The following is a 19,810-nucleotide window of genomic DNA, read 5'->3' as shown; positions in this document are numbered from 1 at the left end:
CCCTTTAGATACCGATTGGTTCTATATGGAGATAACACACGATGAAAGCCCTGCATGAACCACTAATGGCCACACGCAAATCCCAGCAGTCACTCAATGAGCCTAATGTACAGGGAACCGAGCGCACCCTTTCCCTTGTAGGTGGTGGCTTACTCCTGGCAGGCGGCCTTCGCCGTGGCGGTCTTCTGGGGCTGGCACAAATGGCCTTGGGCGCACTGGTAACAGCCCGTGGCGTCACTGGTCGTTGCAAGGCCAAGGCAGCGCTTACGCCTACGCCATACGAATCGCTTCTGCAGGAAGAGTACGGCTGGACCAATGCCGAAGCGATTTCCCGCACGATTACCATTGGCAAGCCTCGTGCCGAGGTCTACGACTTCGTACGCAGCATTGAAAATCTCCCCCTCTTCCTGCGTCGCCTCGAACGCGTCCAGCAGATGGACGCCACTCACTATCGCTGGGTTGCGGTAGGCCCACAGAATCGGACAGTAGAGTGGAATGCGTTCCTGGAGGAAGAGATTGCGCAGGAACGTATTGTCTGGAGCACCGAATCCACAGCATACCTTCAGCATAAAGCCACCCTCACCTTCAGAGATGCCCCTAACGGCATGGGAACGGAGTTACAGGTCGTTTTGGCGTGCGAACCGCCAGCCGGCCGGGTGGGTTATGCCGCAGCCAGTCTGATCAGCCAATTCTCGGGACGTGAGCTTAATCTTGATTTGCGTCGCCTGAAGCAGCTCCTGGAGACCGGCGAGATTACCAACAGCCTCATGAGAACAGGTGCTGTTGAACGGGTCCCGGTGGATGAAGTGTCAGCAACCGTACCGTTGGAAGGCGAAGTGATCAGCGAGCCGCGCACCATCGCGTCACATACCGATGAGACTCGTCAGGGAGGGGCTTACTGATGCGCGCGCTCACCTGGCAAGCCCCTAACGTTCTTCAAGTAGAAACCGTACCGGACCCGGAAATCGTTAATCCACGCGATGTCATTCTTCGCGTCACCATGTCATCGGTATGCGGCTCCGACCTTCACCTGCTGGGCGGTTACGTGCCGGCCATGAAGCCGGGAGACATCATCGGCCATGAATTCATGGGTGAGGTAGTTGAAGTTGGCTCCGGCATTAGCCAATTCAAGAAGGGTGATCGCGTTGTTACCATTTCCATCATAGGGTGCGGCAACTGCGAACACTGTCAGCGTAGCGATTTTTCCTGCTGCGACAACTCCAACCCGAACCCGGAAACGACAGATCTGGCCTACGGCCAACCGTGCTGCGGCATTATTGGTTACAGCCATGCCTTTGGCGGATATGCCGGAAGCCATGCGACGTATATCCGGGTGCCCTTTGCCGACGTCAACCTGTTCAAGGTGCCCGACGGCGTTACCAATGAGCAGGCAGTCTTTGTGTCGGACGCTGCGCCGACTGGCTATTTTGCCGCCGATAATGCCGATATCCAGCGGGGCGATACTGTCGCCGTCTGGGGCTGTGGCGGTGTTGGCCAGATGGCTATTCGCATCGCCTACCTGATGGGTGCCGAGCGGGTTATTGCTATCGACCGCTTCGCCTCTCGCCTTGAACTGGCTGAGAAGAAGGCCGGGGCGATTACCATCAATTACGAAACCACGAATGTCCACGAAGCCTTGCTGGAGCTGACTGGTGGGCGCGGGCCAGACCGCTGCATCGACTGCGTCGGCATGGAAGCACACGGCACCGAGCTGGATTATGTATACGACAAGACTAAACAACTGATGCACCTGCACACTGAGCGCGGTACTGTGCTTCGTCAGGCCATTCGGGCCTGTCGCAAAGGCGGGACGGTATCCGTGGTGGGCGTTTACGGCGGCCTCCTGGACAAATTCCCCATGGGCGCCATCGTCAACAAAGCCCTTACGGTTCGTTCCGGCCAGCAGCCAGGCCAGCGGTATGCCAATAAGCTGTTCGAGCACATTCAGAAAGGCGAGCTGGATCCGTCCTACCTGCTGACGCACCCGATGAGTCTGGAAGATTCACCGCGCGGTTATGCCATGTTCAAGGAAAAGACCGAGGACTGCATGCGCGCGGTATTCATGCCGTAAATGGGAGTTGTGCATGGACGACGAGAAGGATCACCAGCCTCCAGAACCCACCAAGCTGACCCAGTCCAAAGAGCGCTGGGTCAGTGAGGGGCGCTATCTGACAGGCCGTATTTCACGGCCCGAAGAGGAGCGTTTACCGCCCGGTCAGCATCTGGTCAAGAACTGGCCCATACTGGATCTGGGCGTCAGGCCCACCGTTACTCGGGAGCGTTGGCAGCTAAACGTAATCGGCGCAGTGAAAAACCCACAGAATTGGAACTGGGATGCCTTCATGGCGCAACCCCAGTCTCGATTAGTCAGCGATATTCACTGTGTAACCAGCTGGTCTCGCTACGACAATCAATGGCAGGGCGTAACCACACAGGACCTGCTGGATCGTGTACAGCCGCACCCGGACGCGCGTTTTGTACTGCTCTACTCCAACGACGGGTATACCACCAACCTGACGCTGGAGGATTTCGCAGCTCATGGTGCCCTGCTTGCCCACTCCTGGGAAGGCAATCCCCTCTCAACCGAGCACGGCGGGCCGGTACGCCTGATCGTACCCCACCTGTACTTCTGGAAAAGTGCCAAGTGGATCAGGCGAATCCAGTTTCGGGTCAGCGATGTGCCCGGCTATTGGGAAGAGCGCGGGTATCACAATCGTGGTGATCCCTGGCAGGAAGAACGTTATTCCGACGATGAGTGATGCCTTCAGGCATCACTCACTCTTGTTTTCATCAAGGGAAGTTGCCCTGTAATGCCCTTTCCAAATCGTCAGGCTTGAACGGCTTGGCCAGAACCGGCCGATTTTTCCACTCTTCCGGCAACCCGTAGGCCCCATAACCAGTAGAGAACATAAAGGGGATGTCGCGCGCGGCCAGCTGCTCGGCAATCGGAAAAATTTCACGCCCACCTACATTTACATCCAGAATGGCCAGATCGAAGGTTTCTGAGCTGGCCAGCCGCATGCCTTCATCAAAATCAGCCGCGCTACCTGCCACGTCGTAGCCAAGCTCATCCAGGATATCTTCCAGCAGCATGGCGATCAGTGTTTCGTCTTCGACAAGCAGGACACGTTTACGGGTAGTGGTCAAACGAAGCTTCCTTTGGGCCTGACCTGCAGGCACAACAGCGGGATGGATAAGTGACATTCGAGGCCTTACGGTACGAATGTGGTTACGACGCGCCCTTTCAGTTCACGCGTAATGCTGCGATCGATCAGGCGAGAGCCAAAGCCTTTGGTCTGGGGAGCCTCGACAGTGGGACCGTCGCGCTCCAGCCAGCTGAGTTCCAGGCAATCATGCCCCGTATGCTCATCTTTACCGACATACCACTCCAGCTGCAAGCGCCCTTCCGGGACGGAGAGTGCACCGTATTTTGCGGCATTGGTGATAAGTTCATGAAAGACCATGGCCAAGGCCAGTGCTTCTCGGGGCTCAAGCGCATAATCACTGCCAAAAAGCGCAATGCGATCAGACTTTTCCTGCTCAGTATAAGGCGCAATCTCCTGCTCGATTACCGCTCGGAGTTGAGCCCCTTGCCATTGCTCATGGGTCAGCAGGTCGTGGGCCTTGCTCAAAGCCAGCAAACGGGCATCGAATGTTTCGCGGAATCGAGACTCGGCATTTGCGCTACGCAGGCTATAGGTTGCAATGGACTGCACCGTCATCAGCGTGTTTTTCACCCGGTGGTTCAACTCGTTGATAAGCTCACGCTGCTGAGCCTCCGCCTTCTTGTGGCGGCTGATATCCACACACATGTTGACGGCGCCAGTGATTTCACCTTGCGCGTTACGCAAGGGGGACGGGTACGCCGCAAACGGAACACGCGAGCCATCCTGCCGCAGGATAAAGCCTTCTCCACCTTGTATGGCCTTACCGTCGCTAAGTACTTCAGCCATGAAGCATTCATCATGGTTCAGCTCACGACCATCCGGCCACTGCATCTTCCAAGAGCCGCACCACTGGGCCTTACCCAATCGGGGACGATACCCCCAAAGCTCCACTGCGGCTTCGTTGTAAAAGGTCAGGTAACCCTTCGCGTCGGTGGTGTAAACGGCCACGGCAAGCCCATCGAGCAGCTCACTCAAATGCCGCTCGCTTTCGCGCACGGCCTGCTCGTCTTTTATTCGCTGGGTGATGTTATGGGTCACGGCCAGGTGAACTCTACGACCATCCGGCAGGCGCAGCGGAACCGCATGGGTTTCCATGTTTACCCGGGAGCCAGCCAAGCCAATGATGTCGTAGGTCCAGCTGAGCTGCTCACCGTTGCACACGCGCAGGTGATTCGCGATCCATATCTCCCGATGCTCGGGCACGATGAGATCGAATACGCAAGACCCCTGTACCGCTTCAAGGCAGTCGGCCTCAATCATGGCAAGGCCGGCCCCGTTCATCTGCATCAGCGAGCCGTCTTCGGTTACGATCTTGATGCACTCGGGCGTTGCATCAACGATAGCCTGTAGAAAAGCCTGACTTTCCTGCAGTCTTCGCTCGCTTTCCTTGCGCTCGGTGATGTCCTGAAAACAATTGATGGCGCCCTGGATCTGTCCGACCGCATCGAAAATCGGCGAGATGTTAACTAGCACCCAACGCTCCTGCCCCGTCAAGTTCTGGACTCGCAGCTCATGATCGCGCACCGGAGTGCCGGAGCGCAGCACACTGGCCATGGGTGACTCTTCTGGTCGCATCACGCGCCCGTCGGCATGGAAAACCCGGTCGATTCCAATGTAATAGGTTTCACCAGGAACGAGCTCCCGTCCCCACAATTCTGCCGCCTTGCGGTTGTAGCGAACAATGGCTCCCGTCGCGTCACACACGAACGCAGCGGCAGGCAGAAGCTCGAAGACCATGTCGTTCAAGATATCTGACGATAGCGGTGGCATTGAAGCAGGATCAGGGGAAGAGACTTCCAGCGTGCAGTTCATAATCCAGGAGGTGCTCAACAAGCCGGCCATAAAAGGTCGGTATTTTACAGTTTTGTGCCTTAAGCGCGTCATGCCCGTCTCGACAAACGGTCATTAACCGATCAAAGGATTATCGCCTCGTCGGAACAAGCGAACCGATTTGCCCTTCCCTGCTTCAAACATGGCGTATTGATGTTGAGGCCGTTATGCAAGCTAAGCAATTTTCCCTGGCAGACTGGCACCGCATTCTCATCGGCGAAACACCTTGGACGTTCCTGATAGAAGTGGTTATCCGGGCTGGGCTAACCTATGTTCTGATCATGATGGCCATGCGGCTCCTCGGGCGGCGCGTGGCATCCCAATATACGCTCTTCGAACTCTCCGTAGTCGTTACCCTGGCCGGTGCAATTGGTGTACCGCTGCAAGCGCAGGAGCGCGGCATGTTGCCGCCTCTGATCATCATGGCAGGCGTCATCATCTTTCAGCGAGTAACTGCGCGTCTGACCATGCGCCATCCCAAGGTAAACCATGCCGTCTCGGGCAGTGTGATGACTGCCATCACCAATGGGCGACTGGAACTGGAGGTCTTGCGAAAGACTGTCCTGTCTCGGGAAAAAATCTTTGCACTACTGCGCATGCGCAACATTCAGCACTTGGGCCAGCTCAGCCGCGTCTATATCGAGCCTTCCGGCTCCATTTCCATCGTACTGACTGACCAGCCCTGCCCTGGGCTTTCTATTATTCCGGAGATCGACACCGAGTTGCGGGAAGCAGTAGCCAGCCGGGACCATTTTTCCTGTACGAGCTGCGGGTACACACTCAAGACTCAGCAAGAACCACAATGTGCCTGCGATTACTGCAAGGCTGAGCGCTGGATGCCAGCCGCTGTAGAGCTGGAGGACTGAATGCTGAACGTTACATCCTGGGATTGGCACCGTATTTTGCTGGGCGAAACACAGTGGCCGTTCATGATCGAGGTGGTGCTGCGTACCGGCGTGATCTACCTGCTTCTGCTCATGATGATGCGCATGATGGGCCGCCGTGTCGCCGCTCAGCTCAGCATCTCGGAACTGGCCGTCATGATTACGCTGGGTGCGGCGATTGGTGTGCCCCTGCAGACACCGGAAAAAGGCATCCTGCCTGCTGCTGTCCTCTTGCTGACGGCTCTGGTCTTTCAGCGAGGCCTGTCGTTTCTGTCGTTCAAGAGACGCTCGGTAGAAGTGGCGACCCAGGGGGACTCAACCATTCTCGTCAAAGATGGCCGTCTGGTCATCGACAACATGGTCAAGGCCCGCCTCTCACCCGAGCGTATTCACTCCGAACTGCGCGCGCAGAACATCCAGCATCTGGGCGAGGTTCGGCGTGTCTACCTGGAGTCATCCGGCCACTTCAGCCTGATCAAATACCGTACGCCGCACTATGGACTCTGGCTGCTGCCAACGCCAGACGATGAAATGAGTGAGCGTATCCAGGTCAATAGCCACTATGCCTGCTCACGATGCGGTCACGTAACGGAGTGCAACCCTGCGCCTGAAGATCAGGAGTGCGACTGCTGCGGCAACAAGGAATGGCTACCCGCTGTGAGGCGTCTAGGGGTAAAGATGCAGGAGAAAGAAGACGATCAGAAAGCGTCGGAGTAACCCTACCGCACGCCAGACAATAGCAATTGTAGAGAACTTTCAAACGTGCGCAGCCTTCTATTTCTCATAGGTGGTCGACAGCCCTACTGGGTGTGATCTTAACCATACGCAACAGGGCCTCCCCATCATGAAAGATTATGAGCAGATATTTGACCAACCTGAATCCATTACAGGTACCAGCGCAGCCGATGAGCTGGATTGCGTTATTGTGGGCGCAGGGCCAGCGGGCCTTACAGCTGCCATCTACCTGGCACGCTTTCACCGCAAGACGCTGATCGTCGACGACGGTGCCAGTCGTGCCGCCTTGATTCCCCTCTCTCATAACTATCCCGGTTTTCCACCCGGCATTTCGGGCAAAGGTCTGCTGGAGCGTTTGCGGGAGCAGGCAACGACCTATGGTGCTCGTTTTGAAAATGCCCGAGTCGATGACATCCAACAGCGCCCGGAAGGTTTCGAAGTGTTCTTCAATGGCCAGAGCGTGTTGACCCGTCGTGTATTGCTGGCCACCGGTATACAGGATGAATTGCCCGATATGCCTAGTGTGTACGAGGCCATTGCAGCATCTTCCGTGCGCCTGTGCTCGATCTGTGATGGCTACGAGATCAATGGTGATAATGTGGCGGTGTATGGCGAGGCAGAATGCGCCATCTCACACGCTGTATTCCTGCGCACGTTTACGAATCGGGTGACCGTTGTCATACACGGAGAGCCAAAGGCCTGTGAGGAAGCGTTTGCTCTGGCCGAACATTATGACATTCGCCTGATCAGTGATCGCGTTGAAGGCATCCGCCTGCTGGAGGACCAGCAGGTAGAACTCAGGACCTGCAAGGGCGAGATTCATCGGTTCGACATCGTTTACCCGTCTTTGGGCTCTAGAGTCCGTTCCGAGCTGGCCATACGCCTGGGCGCCGAAGCCGACGATACGGGAGCATTAATTGTTGATGAACACCTGCGTACTTCCATTCCAGGCCTGTATGCGGCAGGCGATGTCGTCAAATCACTCAAGCAGATCAGCGTAGCGACCGGCCACGCCGCACTCTGCTCGACGGCCATTCACAACAGTCTTGAGACCAATCCCTGGACAGCGCGGAACGCGGCCCCGACACAGTAAGCAGGCAACAAAAAGGGCCAGCCGTATGGTTGGCCCTCGATACAACAGGATACTTACTTCTTGGCAGTTTCACCGGCTTCGGAGCGCGCCATGAACGCCATGGTGACTTCCGGAAGATGCTCTCTCACCCACTCGGCCATGGCAATTTCCTGTGGCAGGATTTGCTCACATACCCGCTTGGTTTCCAGATCGCCAGCCGCTTCGGCGGCAGAGATCAGCACGGTGTACATGGCGATCTCGACGTTCTCAAAGACATAACTGGCCATGGACCCCTTGACCACTTCGTCAGTCATGAACATGCCGCCCATTGCCTGGCCCATGGCCATGAACTTACCGGTAAAGTCCTTCATGGTAGAGGGGCTGGTACCCAGACGAGTCAGGCAGCCTTCGATCAGCTGAAGCTGGGACTGGGTTTCTTCGATGTGCTGCTGAATACGGGCGGAGAGCTTAGGATAATTCTCAAGACGTTCCAGCTGGCCCTTCAGCATTTTGTCTGCCTGCTGTTCCATACCATGGGCATCTTTGAGCCAGTCGATCAAATGTTCTTGACGAGTAGTCATGTCTCTTCACCTTTTGGTCAGGGTAGAAGTTAGTTAAGCGAAGCGAACTTTCCAACTTAAGCGGCTAAATCCGAAATACATAAGCGGCTGTTATTACTTAAAGTTTTACAACTCTTGTATTAAGTAATGCACAACGCCTTAGTTTCTTCGCTATCCACTTCTGTTTAGTCAACTGCCCTTCTCACAAAGTTCTCGCCAACCATCGCATTACGACCGGCTGAAAAATACATACCCACAGACATAATACCTTCAAATCCCATTCTAGAGCGCTCTGTTAGCAATGAAGCGCCATATGTCTATAGCGAGACGACTTGAATTTATACAAGATTTATACAACAACCGAGTCGACTCTTTAGTCATAAGTGGACTAATCAGATCTAAAAATAAAGTTTCCTCAAAGTACATTCCACTGGTCAGTTATTTTGTGGCAAGAGGAATGCTATGACGCCTCAAGAGTCCATCCTCAGGTGCCACTATTGTGTGCAACCGTGACTATTACTGACGAGGCGATAAAGGGAATTAACCCTCTCCCGAAGCGATTAAACCTGGGGGACAAGATGGATACATTTGCTGGACTTCTGGATATGAAAGGCACGCCGCTGGATAAGCAGCGGTTTACCTGGCGTGAAATGGCCACTCGGCCAATCAGCAAGTTGGATGACGATGCGACGACTCGCATCCGCATCATTCTCATGAACGGCATCGAAACCGAAGCCCTTCGACTCAAGCATATCGGCGCGCGATTCCACAAGGAGCTGCAACCTCATCTGGCCCATATCCGCCGCGTAGAGCACCATCAAGCTACCGCCATCAACTGGCTGATCTCGGGTGACCACTCCCCGCTGGAAACAACCATTGCCTACGAGCAGGTGGCTATTGAAGTTACGGCGGCAGTCGCCCAGAACGAGCCTGACCCCTACCAGGCACAGTCATACCGCTTCGGACTTCTGGAAGACTTCGATCACCTGTATCGCTACTCGGCCATGTATGACCGACTGGAGGGCAAGGATCCGAACAATATCCTGCAAGGGTACACGGACATCATTCCGGGTCGTCCGACCAGCCAGCACCACCGGAATCCCAGTGACGATGTACGTGACAGCTATGACAAAACTACCGCGCAGCTGATCACTAAGATCCATGCGGCGATGATTACCAGCTCGGAATACCAGACTCACGATTATTACATGAATATCGGCAACACGTTTGCCGATCCGGTTGCACGCGCGCTGTATGCGGAAATCGCTTCGGTTGAAGAGCAGCATGTGACCCAATATGAGTCCCTCATGGATGCCAGCGAAACCTTCATGGAAAAGTGGCTGGTTCATGAGGCGATGGAAGTGTATGCCTACGCGAGTTGTGCCGAACAGGAAGAGAACCCGCGCATCAAGGCCCTGTGGGAGCGCTTCCTGGATTACGAACTGGGCCACCTGGAATTTGCCTGTGACCTGTTCAAGAAATACGAGCGTCGCGATCCGGCTGAAGTGCTGGTTGGCGAGCTGCCCAAAATGCGCCCCTTGAAGCGCAACCGCGATTTTGTACGCGAGACCCTTTCGAAAGAAATCGACCTGCGCGCCCACGGCATCCATTACGTACCAAAAGAACAGGAAGACAGGGCTTCTCAGGATTACCGCAACCACCTGAACTCAGAAGGTATCCCTTCGGATATGGCCTCGGCAGGTTATATCTGGACACCCGGCACCGAACTCTTCCGTAAACCTTGAGGACTCGCCATGACTACTTCTGCACCCATGGGGTTGAATCGCACCGGCGCACAAATGTCCCCCGAGGACACCAAAAGACAAATTGAGGCTACTGAGCAGTTCCGCCAGGATATCCCCCCAGGCGATGCCTCGCGCATTACTGAAGAGCGCGTCAAGTTCATTCGTGAGCATGAAGCTATTGATGAGCAGGTCGGCTCCGTTCCTCCACCTGGCTCGGTGAAAGGCGTACTGAAAACCGGCCTGGACAAAATGATGGGTAAAAACCCTGAATTGCTTCTCGACAAGCTGGGCGAGCGCCTGGCCTACGAGCGCACCGGGGTTCGTCTGTATGAAGCCTTCATTGCCAAGGTCGCCGCAGCACCGGATGCTCGTCCGGAACTGCTGGAAACGCTCAGGACTATCCAGCAGCAGGAAGCCGAGCACATGCAGCTGCTACGTGAGTCCATCGAAACACTGGGTGCGGACCCTACTGCCATGACGCCCTGCGCCCATGTCTCTGGCACCATGGCTCAGGGGATTATCCAGGTATTGACCGATCCCAGAACCAACATGGCGCAATGCCTTAATGCCATGCTGACCATCGAGCTGACAGACAATGCTGCATGGGAGTTGCTAATCGAGCTGGCTCGCCAGGCGAACCATCCCAATATTGCTTCCAGCTTCGAGGTGCCTATGCGCCATGAGGAAGAGCACCTCGTCAAGATCAAGACGATGTTGAGTGACGAACTCAAGGCCCAGCTCAGCTGATTGAGTATTGTCCTAACAGAAGGCCCGCATAATGCGGGCCTTTTGTTTGGTCTCAGGAATACGGTGTAACAGGTAGGGCTCGCTTATGATGCGAACCGCTGTAGTATTTGAAAATAACCTGATAGGCATGGTCACTGACCTTCTTGCCTTCAAGGAAATCATCGATTTCGGCGTAGCTAATGCCAAACGCCTCTTCGTCCGGCTTACCGGGCGACAGTGATTCCAGATCCGCCGTGGGAACCTTGTGCACAAGATTGTCAGGCGCACCCAGGTATTCGCAAATCATGCGTACACGGCGCTTGTTCAACCCATGCAGCGGAGTCAGGTCGCAGGCACCGTCGCCAAACTTCGTGTAGAACCCCATCAGTGCTTCAGCACCATGGTCAGTCCCGATGACCAGCCCCTTGCGGGCACCCGCCACCGCATACTGAGCAATCATGCGCTGACGCGCCTTTACATTGCCCATAACGAAATCCTGCTGCCCTTCATCACGAAAGGCCAGCTTGCTGTCCTGCAAGCCCTGCAGCATCCCGTCGGTAGCCGGCTTGATATTCACGGTCAGCACCTCGTCCGCCTGAATGAAGCCTAATGCGCGCTGGGCATCTTCTTCATCCTTCTGCACGCCATAGGGCAGCCGCATGGCAATGAAGCGGGCGTTGTGACCTTCACTACGAGCCTGCTCGACGGCCAACTGGGCGAGACGGCCGGCAGTCGAGGAATCTACCCCTCCGCTAATGCCCAGCACATAGGCTTCCATGCCGGTCCTGATCAGGTAATCCTTGAGAAACTTGATACGCAGCTCGGCCTCACGCTGGGCATCGAATTCGGTGGGTATTTCGAGTGCCTTGATAATGTCACGCTGAATGGATTCGTAATCGTCTGACATGCGTTTAGCCTCTCTCTCCGCGTAATAGTCGTGCATGGAATAATGGAATATTCGTCAAACTGTAGACGGCTGCTGCCAATTGCACGTCCTCCCGGCCACCAAAGAACCGCTCGGTTCGGGAGAAGACTACCAGCTCGCCCTGATAACGAAAGCCCCAGCCAAAGCATACGGTGCCAGGGGGTATTCCATCTACTCCATCCGGGCCTGCAAGCCCCGTGTTAGAGATGGCGACCGCTGCATCACTGTCATGCAGGGCACCGATGGCCATTTCCCGCGCCACCTCTTCACTGGTCAGGTTGAACGTATCGATCGTGTACGGGTGAACGCCCAGCAAACGCTGCTTGGCAGCAGGAGAATAAACGACATAACCGGCATCAAGACAGGATCCACTGCCTGGAATTTCAGACAGCAGGTGAATGACCCGCCCTGCCGTGCAGGACTCGGCTGTCACCAGCAGCATGTCGTACTCTTTCAAATAATCGAGAACCGGTTGGATATCTGACCTCATGGATGCTCCCACGAAACGAAGTGCGCATTTCCGTTATGAAAGGCAGCCGCCGCGCAAGTTCGATTGGAAAGAGCTTACGTACCGTCAGGTGCGCTTCAAATCGTCAGGCACATCCACGTCACGATAGATGCCGGGATCACTGCACTCTACCCAGCGTAGCTCACCTTGCCCAAACAGCCCTCGCCCGCCACGGTCGCCCGTGAGCGCACACAACGCCTTGAAGTAACGACGGCCAAACGCCACCGGATTGCCGGCCACCGGGTTGCCGGCCACCGGAGTGCCGACCACCAGAGTACCGTCTGGAGAATTACTGGATGCTGGTGAAACGCTGTTCTTTAGAGAGCAGAACGGCACGGCAATCACGTCCTCTGACACCGCCTCGGCTATCTGGCGGAACGTCTCCGGCTGTACAAACGGCATGTCGCCCAAGGCGATCAACCAGCCTCGATGATTTGGCTCGGCCGCAATCGCCTGCGCCAGTGTTTCGCCCATCCCTTGGGTTTGTACGGCCAGTACGTCAAAGCCTTCGCGTCTGGCGAGAGCCGCCACCTCTCCATTATCCGGTCGGGTCACGACCACCCGCCGCTGCCCGATACCCTTGAGGTTGCGCAAAGTTTGCTGAAGCACGAGGGTCGACTCGCCTACCCCAGTTTCATACCTGGCCAGCAGCTTGTCAGTCCCGGCCTGGGCGCGAAAGCGACTGCCCTGCCCGGCCGCCATCACGATCACGCACAGCGAATCAGCCACGTCAGGCCACTTGATCGACAACAGGCTTGGGCTGTTTCTTTTGCGTCAGCGCAACACCATTTTTTACAGCGATCACTTCGGCCAGCAGTGAAACAGCAATCTCGGCCGGCGTATGGCTACCGATATGCAGGCCAATAGGGCCGTGCAAGCGATCGATTTCATCCTCGCTCAAATCAAACAAGGCCAAGCGTTCCCGACGCTTGCGACTGTTACCCAACGAGCCCAGCGCGCCGACATAGAAAGCCGAGGACTTGAGCGCGGTTAGAAGCGCCATGTCATCCAGACGCGGATCGTGAGTCAGCGCCACGATCGCCGTCCGCTCATCAGGAACAATGGAAAGCACCGCATCGTCTGGCATACCCGGGACGAAACGCGCCTTTGAAGTCTCCCAGCCGTGGTTGAATTCCTGCCGCGGATCGCAGATCAACACGTCGAAATCCAGCATATGAGCCATTTCGGAAACGTAGCGGGACAGCTGACCTGCGCCAATCAACAGCAATCGCCAACGCGGTCCATAGACGACACGCAAGGTCTGCCCATCCAAATGCAGGGCGTCGTCCGCCTGCGCCGGAAATAACTGAACGGCTCCGGTGCCAAGCTCAAGCTGCCGGGCCACCAGCTCGTGATTGTCACAGCGGCTCAGTAGTTCGGCAATCCACTGTGGATCACCTAAAGGCTCCTGCACCAAACGCAGCGTTCCGCCACAGGGAAGCCCGAACCGAGCGGCCTCCTCCTGCGTCACACCGTAGGTGATGAGTTCTATTCCAGTTTCGGGAATCCGGCCATCATGCATGCGTGCAATCAGATCATCTTCGATGCAGCCACCAGAAACCGAGCCGGCAGCACGACCATCGTCCCGCAGAGCCAACATGGCACCCGGTGGACGCGGGGAGCTTCCCCAGGTCTGAACCACCGTAAACAACACAACGCGATGCCCTTCCCGACGCCAAGCCAAGGCGCTGCGCAACACGCTCGAATCCACACTATCCATTCAATTCACTCAATCGGTAAGCCAGGAGGCCATGCGCTGCCAGTGTATAGCAGGCGCGCTTTGCCTCGACAGTCACGGGTAGAGCCTTTGAAACGTATCTGGTTCCCCGTCCGTCATGGCGCTTTGGAACCTCGGACGCAGCGGCCAACTCAAAACTGGAAAGCACACACCTGGAGGTAACCGGTATGCCACGTTCGATTTGGAAAGGCGCCGTCAGTTTTGGATTGGTCAATATTCCGGTTTCCCTGGTATCCGCCACCTCCAGCCATGGAATCGATTTCGACTGGCTGGACAAGCGCAGCATGGACCCGGTGGGCTACAAGCGCGTCAACAAGAATACGGGCAAAGAGGTCTCCCGGGAAAACATCGTCAAAGGTATCGAGCACGAAAAAGGCGAGTATGTCGTGCTTAGCGACGAGGAGATTCACAACGCCCTGCCGGAAGCCACCCAGACGATCGACATTCTGGCGTTTGTCGAGGCCAGCGAGATTTCCATCCTGCACTTCGAAAAGCCCTATTTTCTATCTCCTGAGAAACACAGCGAGAAGGTATACATCCTTTTGCGAGAGACACTCAAACGCACCGGCAAGGTTGGCGTAGCCAACGTCGTGATGCACACCAAGCAGCACCTTGCTGTGATCATGCCCTTGGGCGATACGCTCGTGCTCAACACCTTGCGCTGGGCCAACGAGGTTCGCTCAGCCGAGGACGTGGGCCTTGAAGACCTGGACGCCAAGGTGTCCAAGCGCGAGATCGACATGGCCGAGCGCCTGGTTGAAGACATGACCGAGTCGTGGGATCCAGAGCAATACCATGACACCTTCGAAGACAACGTCATGAAGCTGGTTGAGCGCAAGGTACGTGAGGGCAAGCTCGAAACGCTTGAAGCGCCTGAACAGGAAGCACCCAAACGTACGGCCGATGTCATTGACCTTACCGAGCTGCTCAAACGTAGCCTGAGAGGCACACGCACGCCGCCCGAGAGCGACGAAGAAAAAGCCCAACCCCCCAAGGCAAAGCCAAAGCGCACCAGCACCACCCGACGTTCGTCAGGTACCGCCTCACCCAAAGGCCGTAAAGCAGCCAAATAAGGAACCCGGCCATGGCGAACCCGCTGAGCGAGTACTCCCGTAAGCGAAACTTCAAGGTGACTGCAGAGCCTGAAGGCAATGCGCCCCATACGCGCACCTCGCCCGAAGCGCTACAGTTCGTCATTCAGAAACATGATGCACGCCGGCTGCATTATGACTTTCGTTTGGAGCTGGACGGCACCTTGAAGAGTTGGGCCATTCCCAAAGGTCCCAGCTATGACCCCAAGGAAAAGCGCCTGGCTGTTCACGTTGAAGATCATCCGATCGAATACGGCACCTTTGAGGGCAGCATTCCAGAAGGCGAATACGGTGGCGGAGACGTCATCGTCTGGGATCGTGGCATTTGGATACCCCATGGCGATGCAGCTACCGATTATGCGGCGGGCAAGCTCAAGTTCGAGCTGCAAGGCGAAAAGCTCAAGGGCAACTGGACGCTGGTGCGCACGCGCCTGCATGGCAACGGCAAAAAAGAGCAGTGGCTGCTGATCAAGGAAAAAGACGATGACGCCAAACCTCATAGCGAATATGACGTAACCGAGGCTCTACCTGACAGCGTACTGAGCGAGAAGACTTTACCGCGACTGGGCAAAGCAGCGGCGCCTGTTGCTAAGGCAGCGGAGCCAGCAAAACCCAGGCGGGCCCGTACCACGGCGGCAAAGGCAACATCTTCCGCTGCGCCTTTGGCACTGCCTGAAGTGGTCGAAGCCCAACTGGCCACGCTGGTCGACGCGCCCCCAGCAGGCGATTGGCTCTATGAGATCAAGTTTGACGGGTATCGCCTGTTGACCCGTATTAATGATGGCAAGGTCAGCTTTATCACACGCAACGGCAAAGACTGGACCCATCGTCTGCCAGAACAGGCAAAGGCTCTCTCAACACTTGGCCTGGATAATGGTTGGCTTGATGGCGAAATTATCGTACTCGACGACAATGGCGTCTCTGATTTCCAGGCCCTGCAAAACGCTTTCGATACCGGCCGAAACACCACCATCCTCTACTACCTGTTCGATATGCCGTTCTGTAACGGTACGGACCTGCGCAGTTATCCACTCGAAGAACGTCGTCGTGCTCTCAAAGCCGTACTGGATACCACCCAGTCTTACGTCATACGGTATTCGGAAGCCTTCGACGTACCCGCCAACAAGATACTGGAAAGTGCCTGCGCCATTGGCCTGGAAGGCGTCATTGGAAAACGTGCTGGCAGCCCGTATACCTCCAGGCGCAGCAACGACTGGATCAAGCTTAAGTGCAAGCGCCGGCAGGAGTTCGTCATTGGCGGCTATACCCAACCCCAGGGAGCAAGAAGTCATTTTGGCGCGCTGCTGATCGGCCTGCATGACAAGGACGGCTCACTACGCTTTGCAGGAAAGATCGGAACGGGATTTACCCGGGAAAGCCTGGCTGCACTCCATGAGCATATGCAGCCCTACACAACTGACACCTCCCCCTTTAAGAACCCGCCTCGGGGTGCTCAAGCCCGCGGCGTTACATGGCTCAAGCCGGAATTACTGTGTGAAGTAGCGTTTGCAGCTATCACCAACGACGGAATTGTACGCCAGGGTGTTTTCCATGGGTTGCGGCAAGACAAGCCGGCTCAGGATATTGGGCTCGAACAGGCGCAGGTCGTCCCGCGTAAGGCTTCGTCCCTTGCGCCAAAGAAAGCGTTAGCCTTAACGAAAAAAGAGGGTGCTGAAGTCGCAGGCGTGCGCATCAGCCACCCAGAGCGCGTTATCGATCCGTCTTCAAAAACCACCAAGCTAGACGTCGCAGAGTACTATGAGCGTATTGCGCCATGGATGTTGCCACACTTAAAAAACCGGCCGGTTGCCTTGGTACGGACTCCTGAAGGCATCAAAGGCGAACAGATATTCCAGAAGCACAAGCAAACCCTGGCAATCCCGCATATCCGCGAATTGGACCCGGCTCTGGATCCAGGCCATGCACCGCTTATGGTGATTGATAGCCTTGAGGCACTGCTGGGCGCTGCGCAGATGGGCACAGTCGAACTGCATACCTGGAACGCCAGGGCTGACCAGATCGGTAAACCGGATCGCATGATCTTCGATCTTGATCCTGATCCCAAACTGCCCTGGAAACAGATGCTGGAGGCAACGGAGCTGTTGCTGACCCTACTGGATGAGCTGGGCTTCAAAGCCTTTATCAAGACCAGTGGCGGCAAGGGCCTGCACATTGTTGTTCCTCTGCAACGCAGAGATGACTGGGATAGCGTGAAAGACTTTGCACAGGCCATTGCTCAGCATATGGCGGCGGTTATTCCAGAGCGCTTCTCCGCCAAGATGGGCGCGCAGAACAGAGTCGGCAAGATCTTTATCGATTACCTGCGCAATCGCGAAGGTGCTACTACGGTATCGGCCTATTCGCTACGGGCACGCCCAGGTCTAGGCGTATCGGTCCCTATAGGCCGTGAGGAGCTGAAAACACTTGAACGAGGCGACCAGTGGACACTGGAAACGCTGTTCGACCATTTGGATCATCGGCAAGATGATCCTTGGGCAGATTACGCAACCGTGCGCCAGAGGATTACCGCTGCGCAGCGAAAAACGTTAGGTATGGAGTAAATGATTCGCCTGTACTGTTGATGTGCCTCAAAAGCGCCCAATATCAGTTCGGCATTATGCGAGGTAGTGGCCTCGCACGAGGAACAGCGATATGACGACGCTCAATACCCGCACCCTGGAGGAAAAAAGCGCCTCTGCGCAGGAGTGGGCCGCCTGGCCCCGATTTGCCGGAATTCCGGAAGTTGATGCCAATCATTTGGTCCCGCCAGGTCGACGGGCCGTAATCATTGCGCCTCATTCGGATGACGAAATTCTGGGCTGTGGCGGCTTGTTGGCCCAGCTTGCCGAGCTGGGGCGCAAAGTTCTTTTAGTCAGCGTAACACGGGGTGAATACAAGCAAGGACTGGGCAGCCAACCGGTTTTCCATGTACCTACCCTGCCGGAAAGTCGTGAAGCCAGCCGACGGCTGTGCCTGGAGTCCGTAGACATCTGCCGGCTGGACTTTTCCGACGGCATCGCCAGCAATGAAGAACAACGGCTTAGCGAACAACTGGCGGCACTCATCAAGTCGACCGATACGGTGTTCACCGCCTGGCGCGAGGATGGTCATGCCGATCACGAAGCGACAGGCCGTGCCGCCAGCTTTGCCTGTGTAGTCACAGGGGCTCGCTGTATTGAAGTCCCGCTTTGGGCATGGCAATGGCTCCGTCCGGGTGATGACCGCTTTCCCTGGGAGCGGGCTCGACGGCTGCCGCTGGATGAGTCCAGTCTTGCCGCTAAGCGCTATGCTGTCGAGGCATTCAACACAGCCAACGGCCCGGCGCCAGAGCCTATCCTGCCATCCCATGTATTGTCGCGCCTGTTTCGGCCTTGGGAGATCTTTCTGGTTTGAGCACTACCGGTTACGGTCAAGCAACTGCATGCGAGGCAAGGCGAAATGCCAACGGATCGCGGCAAGGCGAATAAGAAGCACCACTAGCATCCCAACGCCTGTGACTAGCTCTGCCGGCAGCGCCAGGCGGTTCAACCCGATATATACCAGCGAGCCGAGAATACAGGGTGTAGCGTAGATCTCCTTATGAAAGATCAGTGGAATGTCATTGCAGATAATGTCTCGGATGACACCACCAGCCACACCGGTCATGACACCCATGATGACGGCTGTGCTTAAAGGTACCTGCTGACGCAGGGCGACTTCCGTTCCGATCACGGTAAACACTGCCAGACCAAATGCATCGGCGATCAGAAGCGCTTTTTCCGGTATCGGTCGCGTCAGACGTACCCACAGCACCGTACCTAAAGTGGCAAAGACAACCACTGCAATGTAGGTGTCGTCCCGTATCCAGCTTACCGGATGCAACCCCAGAATCACGTCTCGCAGGGTTCCGCCACCCAGTGCAGTTACCAGGGCCACTACCAGAACACCAAACAGATCCATTGCTTTGCGCCCGGCCATCAGGGCGCCGGTAATAGCGAAAACAGCAACGCCAAATAGATCGCACAGATAAAACAGCGAAACCATCGAGGGCTCCATCAGAGGGTAAAGAAGTCACCCGGCGTTGTTCCGAACTGCGCTCGAAACGCAGCGATAAAGGCTGACGGCGAATCATAGCCGCAGCTCAAAGCTACCGCCGTGACACTGTCGCCCCGCTCAAGCAGGGTCAGTGCGCTTAGCAGACGCAGCTTCTGCCGCCAGGCTCTGAAGGTAAGACCGGTTTCCCGCTGAAAATGTCTACTCAGGGTTTTTTCGGAAGCCCCCAGCAGTAATGCCCACTCCGCCAGGGTGCGCTGATCATCCGGCGCTTGCTGCAAGTGTTCACACAATCGGCGCAGTCGAGCATCTGCTGGTAATGGCAGCGATAACGCCATATGAGGCGCGATTGCCAGTTGATCGATCAGCACCTCGACCAGGCGCCCTTCACCACCCTCTTCATCGTACTCGACGGGAAAGGTTGTGAACGTTCTTATCAGTTCGCGCAACAACAAACTGACGCTCAGTACCCGACACTCGGCCCCCCGGTTCGGCAATAGCTGCGGTCCTAGGTAGAGGCTGCGCATTTCAGCCTCGGCTGAAGAGCGCACCTCATGCTCCAGCCCCGCCGGAATCCACACGGCCCGCTGAGGAGGTGCGACAAAACTACCCGCGCTAGTGTGCACCGAAAGCACCCCCTTGATGGCGTAGGAGAGCTGCGCCCACGGATGACTATGCCAAGGCGTCCAGGAGCCACGTGCCAGCGACTCGGCCCGGGCATAAACCGGGCGAGGCAGCGCTTTGAGAGAAGGAATCTGCCGGCGTAATTCAGCGGATTGTCCGTTAGGCGACATTGA

The 19,810-nt window shown here is 56.2% G+C and carries 20 protein-coding genes; 11 read left to right on the top strand and 9 right to left on the bottom strand.

The genetic code is table 11. The features are described from left to right. Positions 1-65: 65 nt before the first annotated feature. From JQR90_RS08915 to JQR90_RS08905, 3 genes are read left to right on the top strand one after another with little or no spacing between them, the layout of a single operon-like run. Positions 66-902, top strand: coding sequence for an SRPBCC family protein (locus JQR90_RS08915; protein WP_244294332.1), 837 nt, complete (start codon positions 66-68; stop codon positions 900-902). After that, positions 902-2,071 carry a zinc-dependent alcohol dehydrogenase gene (locus JQR90_RS08910; RefSeq protein ID WP_010798103.1) on the top strand — a complete coding sequence of 390 codons (1,170 nt, stop codon included), beginning with the start codon at positions 902-904 and terminating at the stop codon, positions 2,069-2,071. Before JQR90_RS08915 ends, JQR90_RS08910 begins: the two co-directional genes overlap by 1 nt. 13 nt (positions 2,072-2,084) lie before the next feature. Next, entirely contained in the window at positions 2,085-2,759 is a 675-nt protein-coding gene (locus JQR90_RS08905; RefSeq protein WP_434140743.1) for a sulfite oxidase-like oxidoreductase, read from the top strand. 31 nt (positions 2,760-2,790) lie between these two features. Here the strand turns inward: JQR90_RS08905 and JQR90_RS08900 are convergent, their stop codons facing one another. Both JQR90_RS08900 and JQR90_RS08895 read right to left on the bottom strand, forming a co-directional pair. After that, a complete protein-coding gene (locus tag JQR90_RS08900) occupies positions 2,791-3,147 on the bottom strand; it encodes a response regulator (protein ID WP_037030199.1) in 357 nt (118 codons plus the stop codon). A 65-nt stretch (positions 3,148-3,212) separates the two neighbouring features. Next, positions 3,213-5,009, bottom strand: a complete 1,797-nt coding sequence (locus tag JQR90_RS08895) for a PAS domain S-box protein (protein WP_434140742.1) — start codon at positions 5,007-5,009, stop codon at positions 3,213-3,215. Positions 5,010-5,164: 155 nt separating this feature from the next. Here JQR90_RS08895 and JQR90_RS08890 point away from each other — a divergent pair, with 155 nt between their 5' ends. From JQR90_RS08890 to JQR90_RS08880, 3 genes are all read left to right on the top strand, one after another. After that, the gene (locus tag JQR90_RS08890) at positions 5,165-5,863 is read left to right on the top strand and encodes a DUF421 domain-containing protein (RefSeq protein WP_312271098.1); all 699 of its coding nucleotides are present in this window, start codon (positions 5,165-5,167) and stop codon (positions 5,861-5,863) included. Next, positions 5,864-6,598 (top strand): DUF421 domain-containing protein, encoded by a 735-nt coding sequence (locus JQR90_RS08885; RefSeq protein WP_312271097.1) that lies wholly within the window; start codon positions 5,864-5,866, stop codon positions 6,596-6,598. A gap of 127 nt (positions 6,599-6,725) precedes the next feature. Then, complete coding sequence (locus JQR90_RS08880) at positions 6,726-7,709, top strand: NAD(P)/FAD-dependent oxidoreductase (RefSeq protein ID WP_233432143.1); 984 nt, start codon at positions 6,726-6,728, stop codon at positions 7,707-7,709. Between the two features lie 53 nt (positions 7,710-7,762). Here JQR90_RS08880 and JQR90_RS08875 read toward each other — a convergent pair whose 3' ends face one another. Next, a complete protein-coding gene (locus JQR90_RS08875) occupies positions 7,763-8,269 on the bottom strand; it encodes a ferritin-like domain-containing protein (protein WP_010798096.1) in 507 nt (168 codons plus the stop codon). Between the two features lie 557 nt (positions 8,270-8,826). On the opposite strand from JQR90_RS08875, the gene JQR90_RS08870 reads away from it, so the two are divergent. Then, complete coding sequence (locus JQR90_RS08870) at positions 8,827-9,993, top strand: hypothetical protein (RefSeq protein WP_150347533.1); 1,167 nt, start codon at positions 8,827-8,829, stop codon at positions 9,991-9,993. Between the two features lie 9 nt (positions 9,994-10,002). Beyond that, positions 10,003-10,740, top strand: a complete 738-nt coding sequence (locus JQR90_RS08865) for a ferritin-like domain-containing protein (RefSeq protein WP_010798094.1) — start codon at positions 10,003-10,005, stop codon at positions 10,738-10,740. Positions 10,741-10,792: 52 nt separating this feature from the next. Here JQR90_RS08865 and nadE read toward each other — a convergent pair whose 3' ends face one another. The 4 genes from nadE to JQR90_RS08845 form a co-directional block, all read right to left on the bottom strand. Next, positions 10,793-11,626 carry an ammonia-dependent NAD(+) synthetase gene (gene nadE / locus JQR90_RS08860; RefSeq protein WP_010798093.1) on the bottom strand — a complete coding sequence of 278 codons (834 nt, stop codon included), beginning with the start codon at positions 11,624-11,626 and terminating at the stop codon, positions 10,793-10,795. 4 nt (positions 11,627-11,630) lie between these two features. Further along, entirely contained in the window at positions 11,631-12,134 is a 504-nt protein-coding gene (locus JQR90_RS08855; protein ID WP_010798092.1) for a CinA family protein, read from the bottom strand. A gap of 84 nt (positions 12,135-12,218) precedes the next feature. After that, a complete protein-coding gene (locus JQR90_RS08850) occupies positions 12,219-12,881 on the bottom strand; it encodes a nucleotidyltransferase family protein (protein WP_051370198.1) in 663 nt (220 codons plus the stop codon). 1 nt (position 12,882) lies between these two features. Then, positions 12,883-13,872 (bottom strand): XdhC family protein, encoded by a 990-nt coding sequence (locus JQR90_RS08845; protein WP_010798090.1) that lies wholly within the window; start codon positions 13,870-13,872, stop codon positions 12,883-12,885. Between the two features lie 185 nt (positions 13,873-14,057). Here JQR90_RS08845 and JQR90_RS08840 point away from each other — a divergent pair, with 185 nt between their 5' ends. The 3 genes from JQR90_RS08840 (at position 14,058) to JQR90_RS08830 (ending at position 18,374) form a co-directional block, all read left to right on the top strand. Continuing rightward, on the top strand, positions 14,058-14,963 hold the full coding sequence (locus JQR90_RS08840; RefSeq protein WP_073449675.1) for a Ku protein: 906 nt from the start codon (positions 14,058-14,060) through the stop codon (positions 14,961-14,963). Between the two features lie 11 nt (positions 14,964-14,974). Next, complete coding sequence (gene ligD / locus JQR90_RS08835) at positions 14,975-17,542, top strand: DNA ligase D (protein WP_010798088.1); 2,568 nt, start codon at positions 14,975-14,977, stop codon at positions 17,540-17,542. Between the two features lie 91 nt (positions 17,543-17,633). Next, positions 17,634-18,374, top strand: a complete 741-nt coding sequence (locus JQR90_RS08830) for a PIG-L deacetylase family protein (protein WP_010798087.1) — start codon at positions 17,634-17,636, stop codon at positions 18,372-18,374. A gap of 3 nt (positions 18,375-18,377) precedes the next feature. Here the strand turns inward: JQR90_RS08830 and JQR90_RS08825 are convergent, their stop codons facing one another. Together JQR90_RS08825 and JQR90_RS08820 are read right to left on the bottom strand one after the other, a co-directional pair. Further along, a complete protein-coding gene (locus JQR90_RS08825) occupies positions 18,378-19,004 on the bottom strand; it encodes a trimeric intracellular cation channel family protein (RefSeq protein ID WP_010798086.1) in 627 nt (208 codons plus the stop codon). An 11-nt stretch (positions 19,005-19,015) separates the two neighbouring features. Beyond that, positions 19,016-19,807, bottom strand: a complete 792-nt coding sequence (locus JQR90_RS08820) for an AraC family transcriptional regulator (RefSeq protein WP_010798085.1) — start codon at positions 19,805-19,807, stop codon at positions 19,016-19,018. Positions 19,808-19,810: the final 3 nt, after the last annotated feature.

Source organism: Pseudomonas sp. JZ114 (genome assembly GCF_051027705.1).
Taxonomy (GTDB): Bacteria; Pseudomonadota; Gammaproteobacteria; order Pseudomonadales; family Pseudomonadaceae; genus Chryseomonas; species Chryseomonas luteola.
Note: the sequence above shows the minus strand (reverse complement) of the source record. Positions and strands in the feature narration are given on the sequence as shown.

Excerpts from the sequence above, each read along its gene's own strand:
- JQR90_RS08865 (WP_010798094.1), top strand. The coding sequence starts at position 10,003 with ATGACTACTTCTGCACCCATGGGGTTGAATCGCACCGGCGCACAAATG.
- JQR90_RS08830 (WP_010798087.1), top strand. The coding sequence starts at position 17,634 with ATGACGACGCTCAATACCCGCACCCTGGAGGAAAAAAGCGCCTCTGCG.
- JQR90_RS08845 (WP_010798090.1), bottom strand. The coding sequence starts at position 13,872 with ATGGATAGTGTGGATTCGAGCGTGTTGCGCAGCGCCTTGGCTTGGCGT.
- JQR90_RS08905 (WP_434140743.1), top strand. The coding sequence starts at position 2,085 with ATGGACGACGAGAAGGATCACCAGCCTCCAGAACCCACCAAGCTGACC.
- JQR90_RS08895 (WP_434140742.1), bottom strand. The coding sequence starts at position 5,009 with ATGGCCGGCTTGTTGAGCACCTCCTGGATTATGAACTGCACGCTGGAA.
- nadE (WP_010798093.1), bottom strand. The coding sequence starts at position 11,626 with ATGTCAGACGATTACGAATCCATTCAGCGTGACATTATCAAGGCACTC.
- JQR90_RS08855 (WP_010798092.1), bottom strand. The coding sequence starts at position 12,134 with ATGAGGTCAGATATCCAACCGGTTCTCGATTATTTGAAAGAGTACGAC.
- JQR90_RS08870 (WP_150347533.1), top strand. The coding sequence starts at position 8,827 with ATGGATACATTTGCTGGACTTCTGGATATGAAAGGCACGCCGCTGGAT.
- ligD (WP_010798088.1), top strand. The coding sequence starts at position 14,975 with ATGGCGAACCCGCTGAGCGAGTACTCCCGTAAGCGAAACTTCAAGGTG.
- JQR90_RS08880 (WP_233432143.1), top strand. The coding sequence starts at position 6,726 with ATGAAAGATTATGAGCAGATATTTGACCAACCTGAATCCATTACAGGT.
- JQR90_RS08915 (WP_244294332.1), top strand. The coding sequence starts at position 66 with ATGGCCACACGCAAATCCCAGCAGTCACTCAATGAGCCTAATGTACAG.
- JQR90_RS08820 (WP_010798085.1), bottom strand. The coding sequence starts at position 19,807 with ATGTCGCCTAACGGACAATCCGCTGAATTACGCCGGCAGATTCCTTCT.
- JQR90_RS08890 (WP_312271098.1), top strand. The coding sequence starts at position 5,165 with ATGCAAGCTAAGCAATTTTCCCTGGCAGACTGGCACCGCATTCTCATC.
- JQR90_RS08910 (WP_010798103.1), top strand. The coding sequence starts at position 902 with ATGCGCGCGCTCACCTGGCAAGCCCCTAACGTTCTTCAAGTAGAAACC.
- JQR90_RS08840 (WP_073449675.1), top strand. The coding sequence starts at position 14,058 with ATGCCACGTTCGATTTGGAAAGGCGCCGTCAGTTTTGGATTGGTCAAT.
- JQR90_RS08875 (WP_010798096.1), bottom strand. The coding sequence starts at position 8,269 with ATGACTACTCGTCAAGAACATTTGATCGACTGGCTCAAAGATGCCCAT.
- JQR90_RS08885 (WP_312271097.1), top strand. The coding sequence starts at position 5,864 with ATGCTGAACGTTACATCCTGGGATTGGCACCGTATTTTGCTGGGCGAA.
- JQR90_RS08825 (WP_010798086.1), bottom strand. The coding sequence starts at position 19,004 with ATGGTTTCGCTGTTTTATCTGTGCGATCTATTTGGCGTTGCTGTTTTC.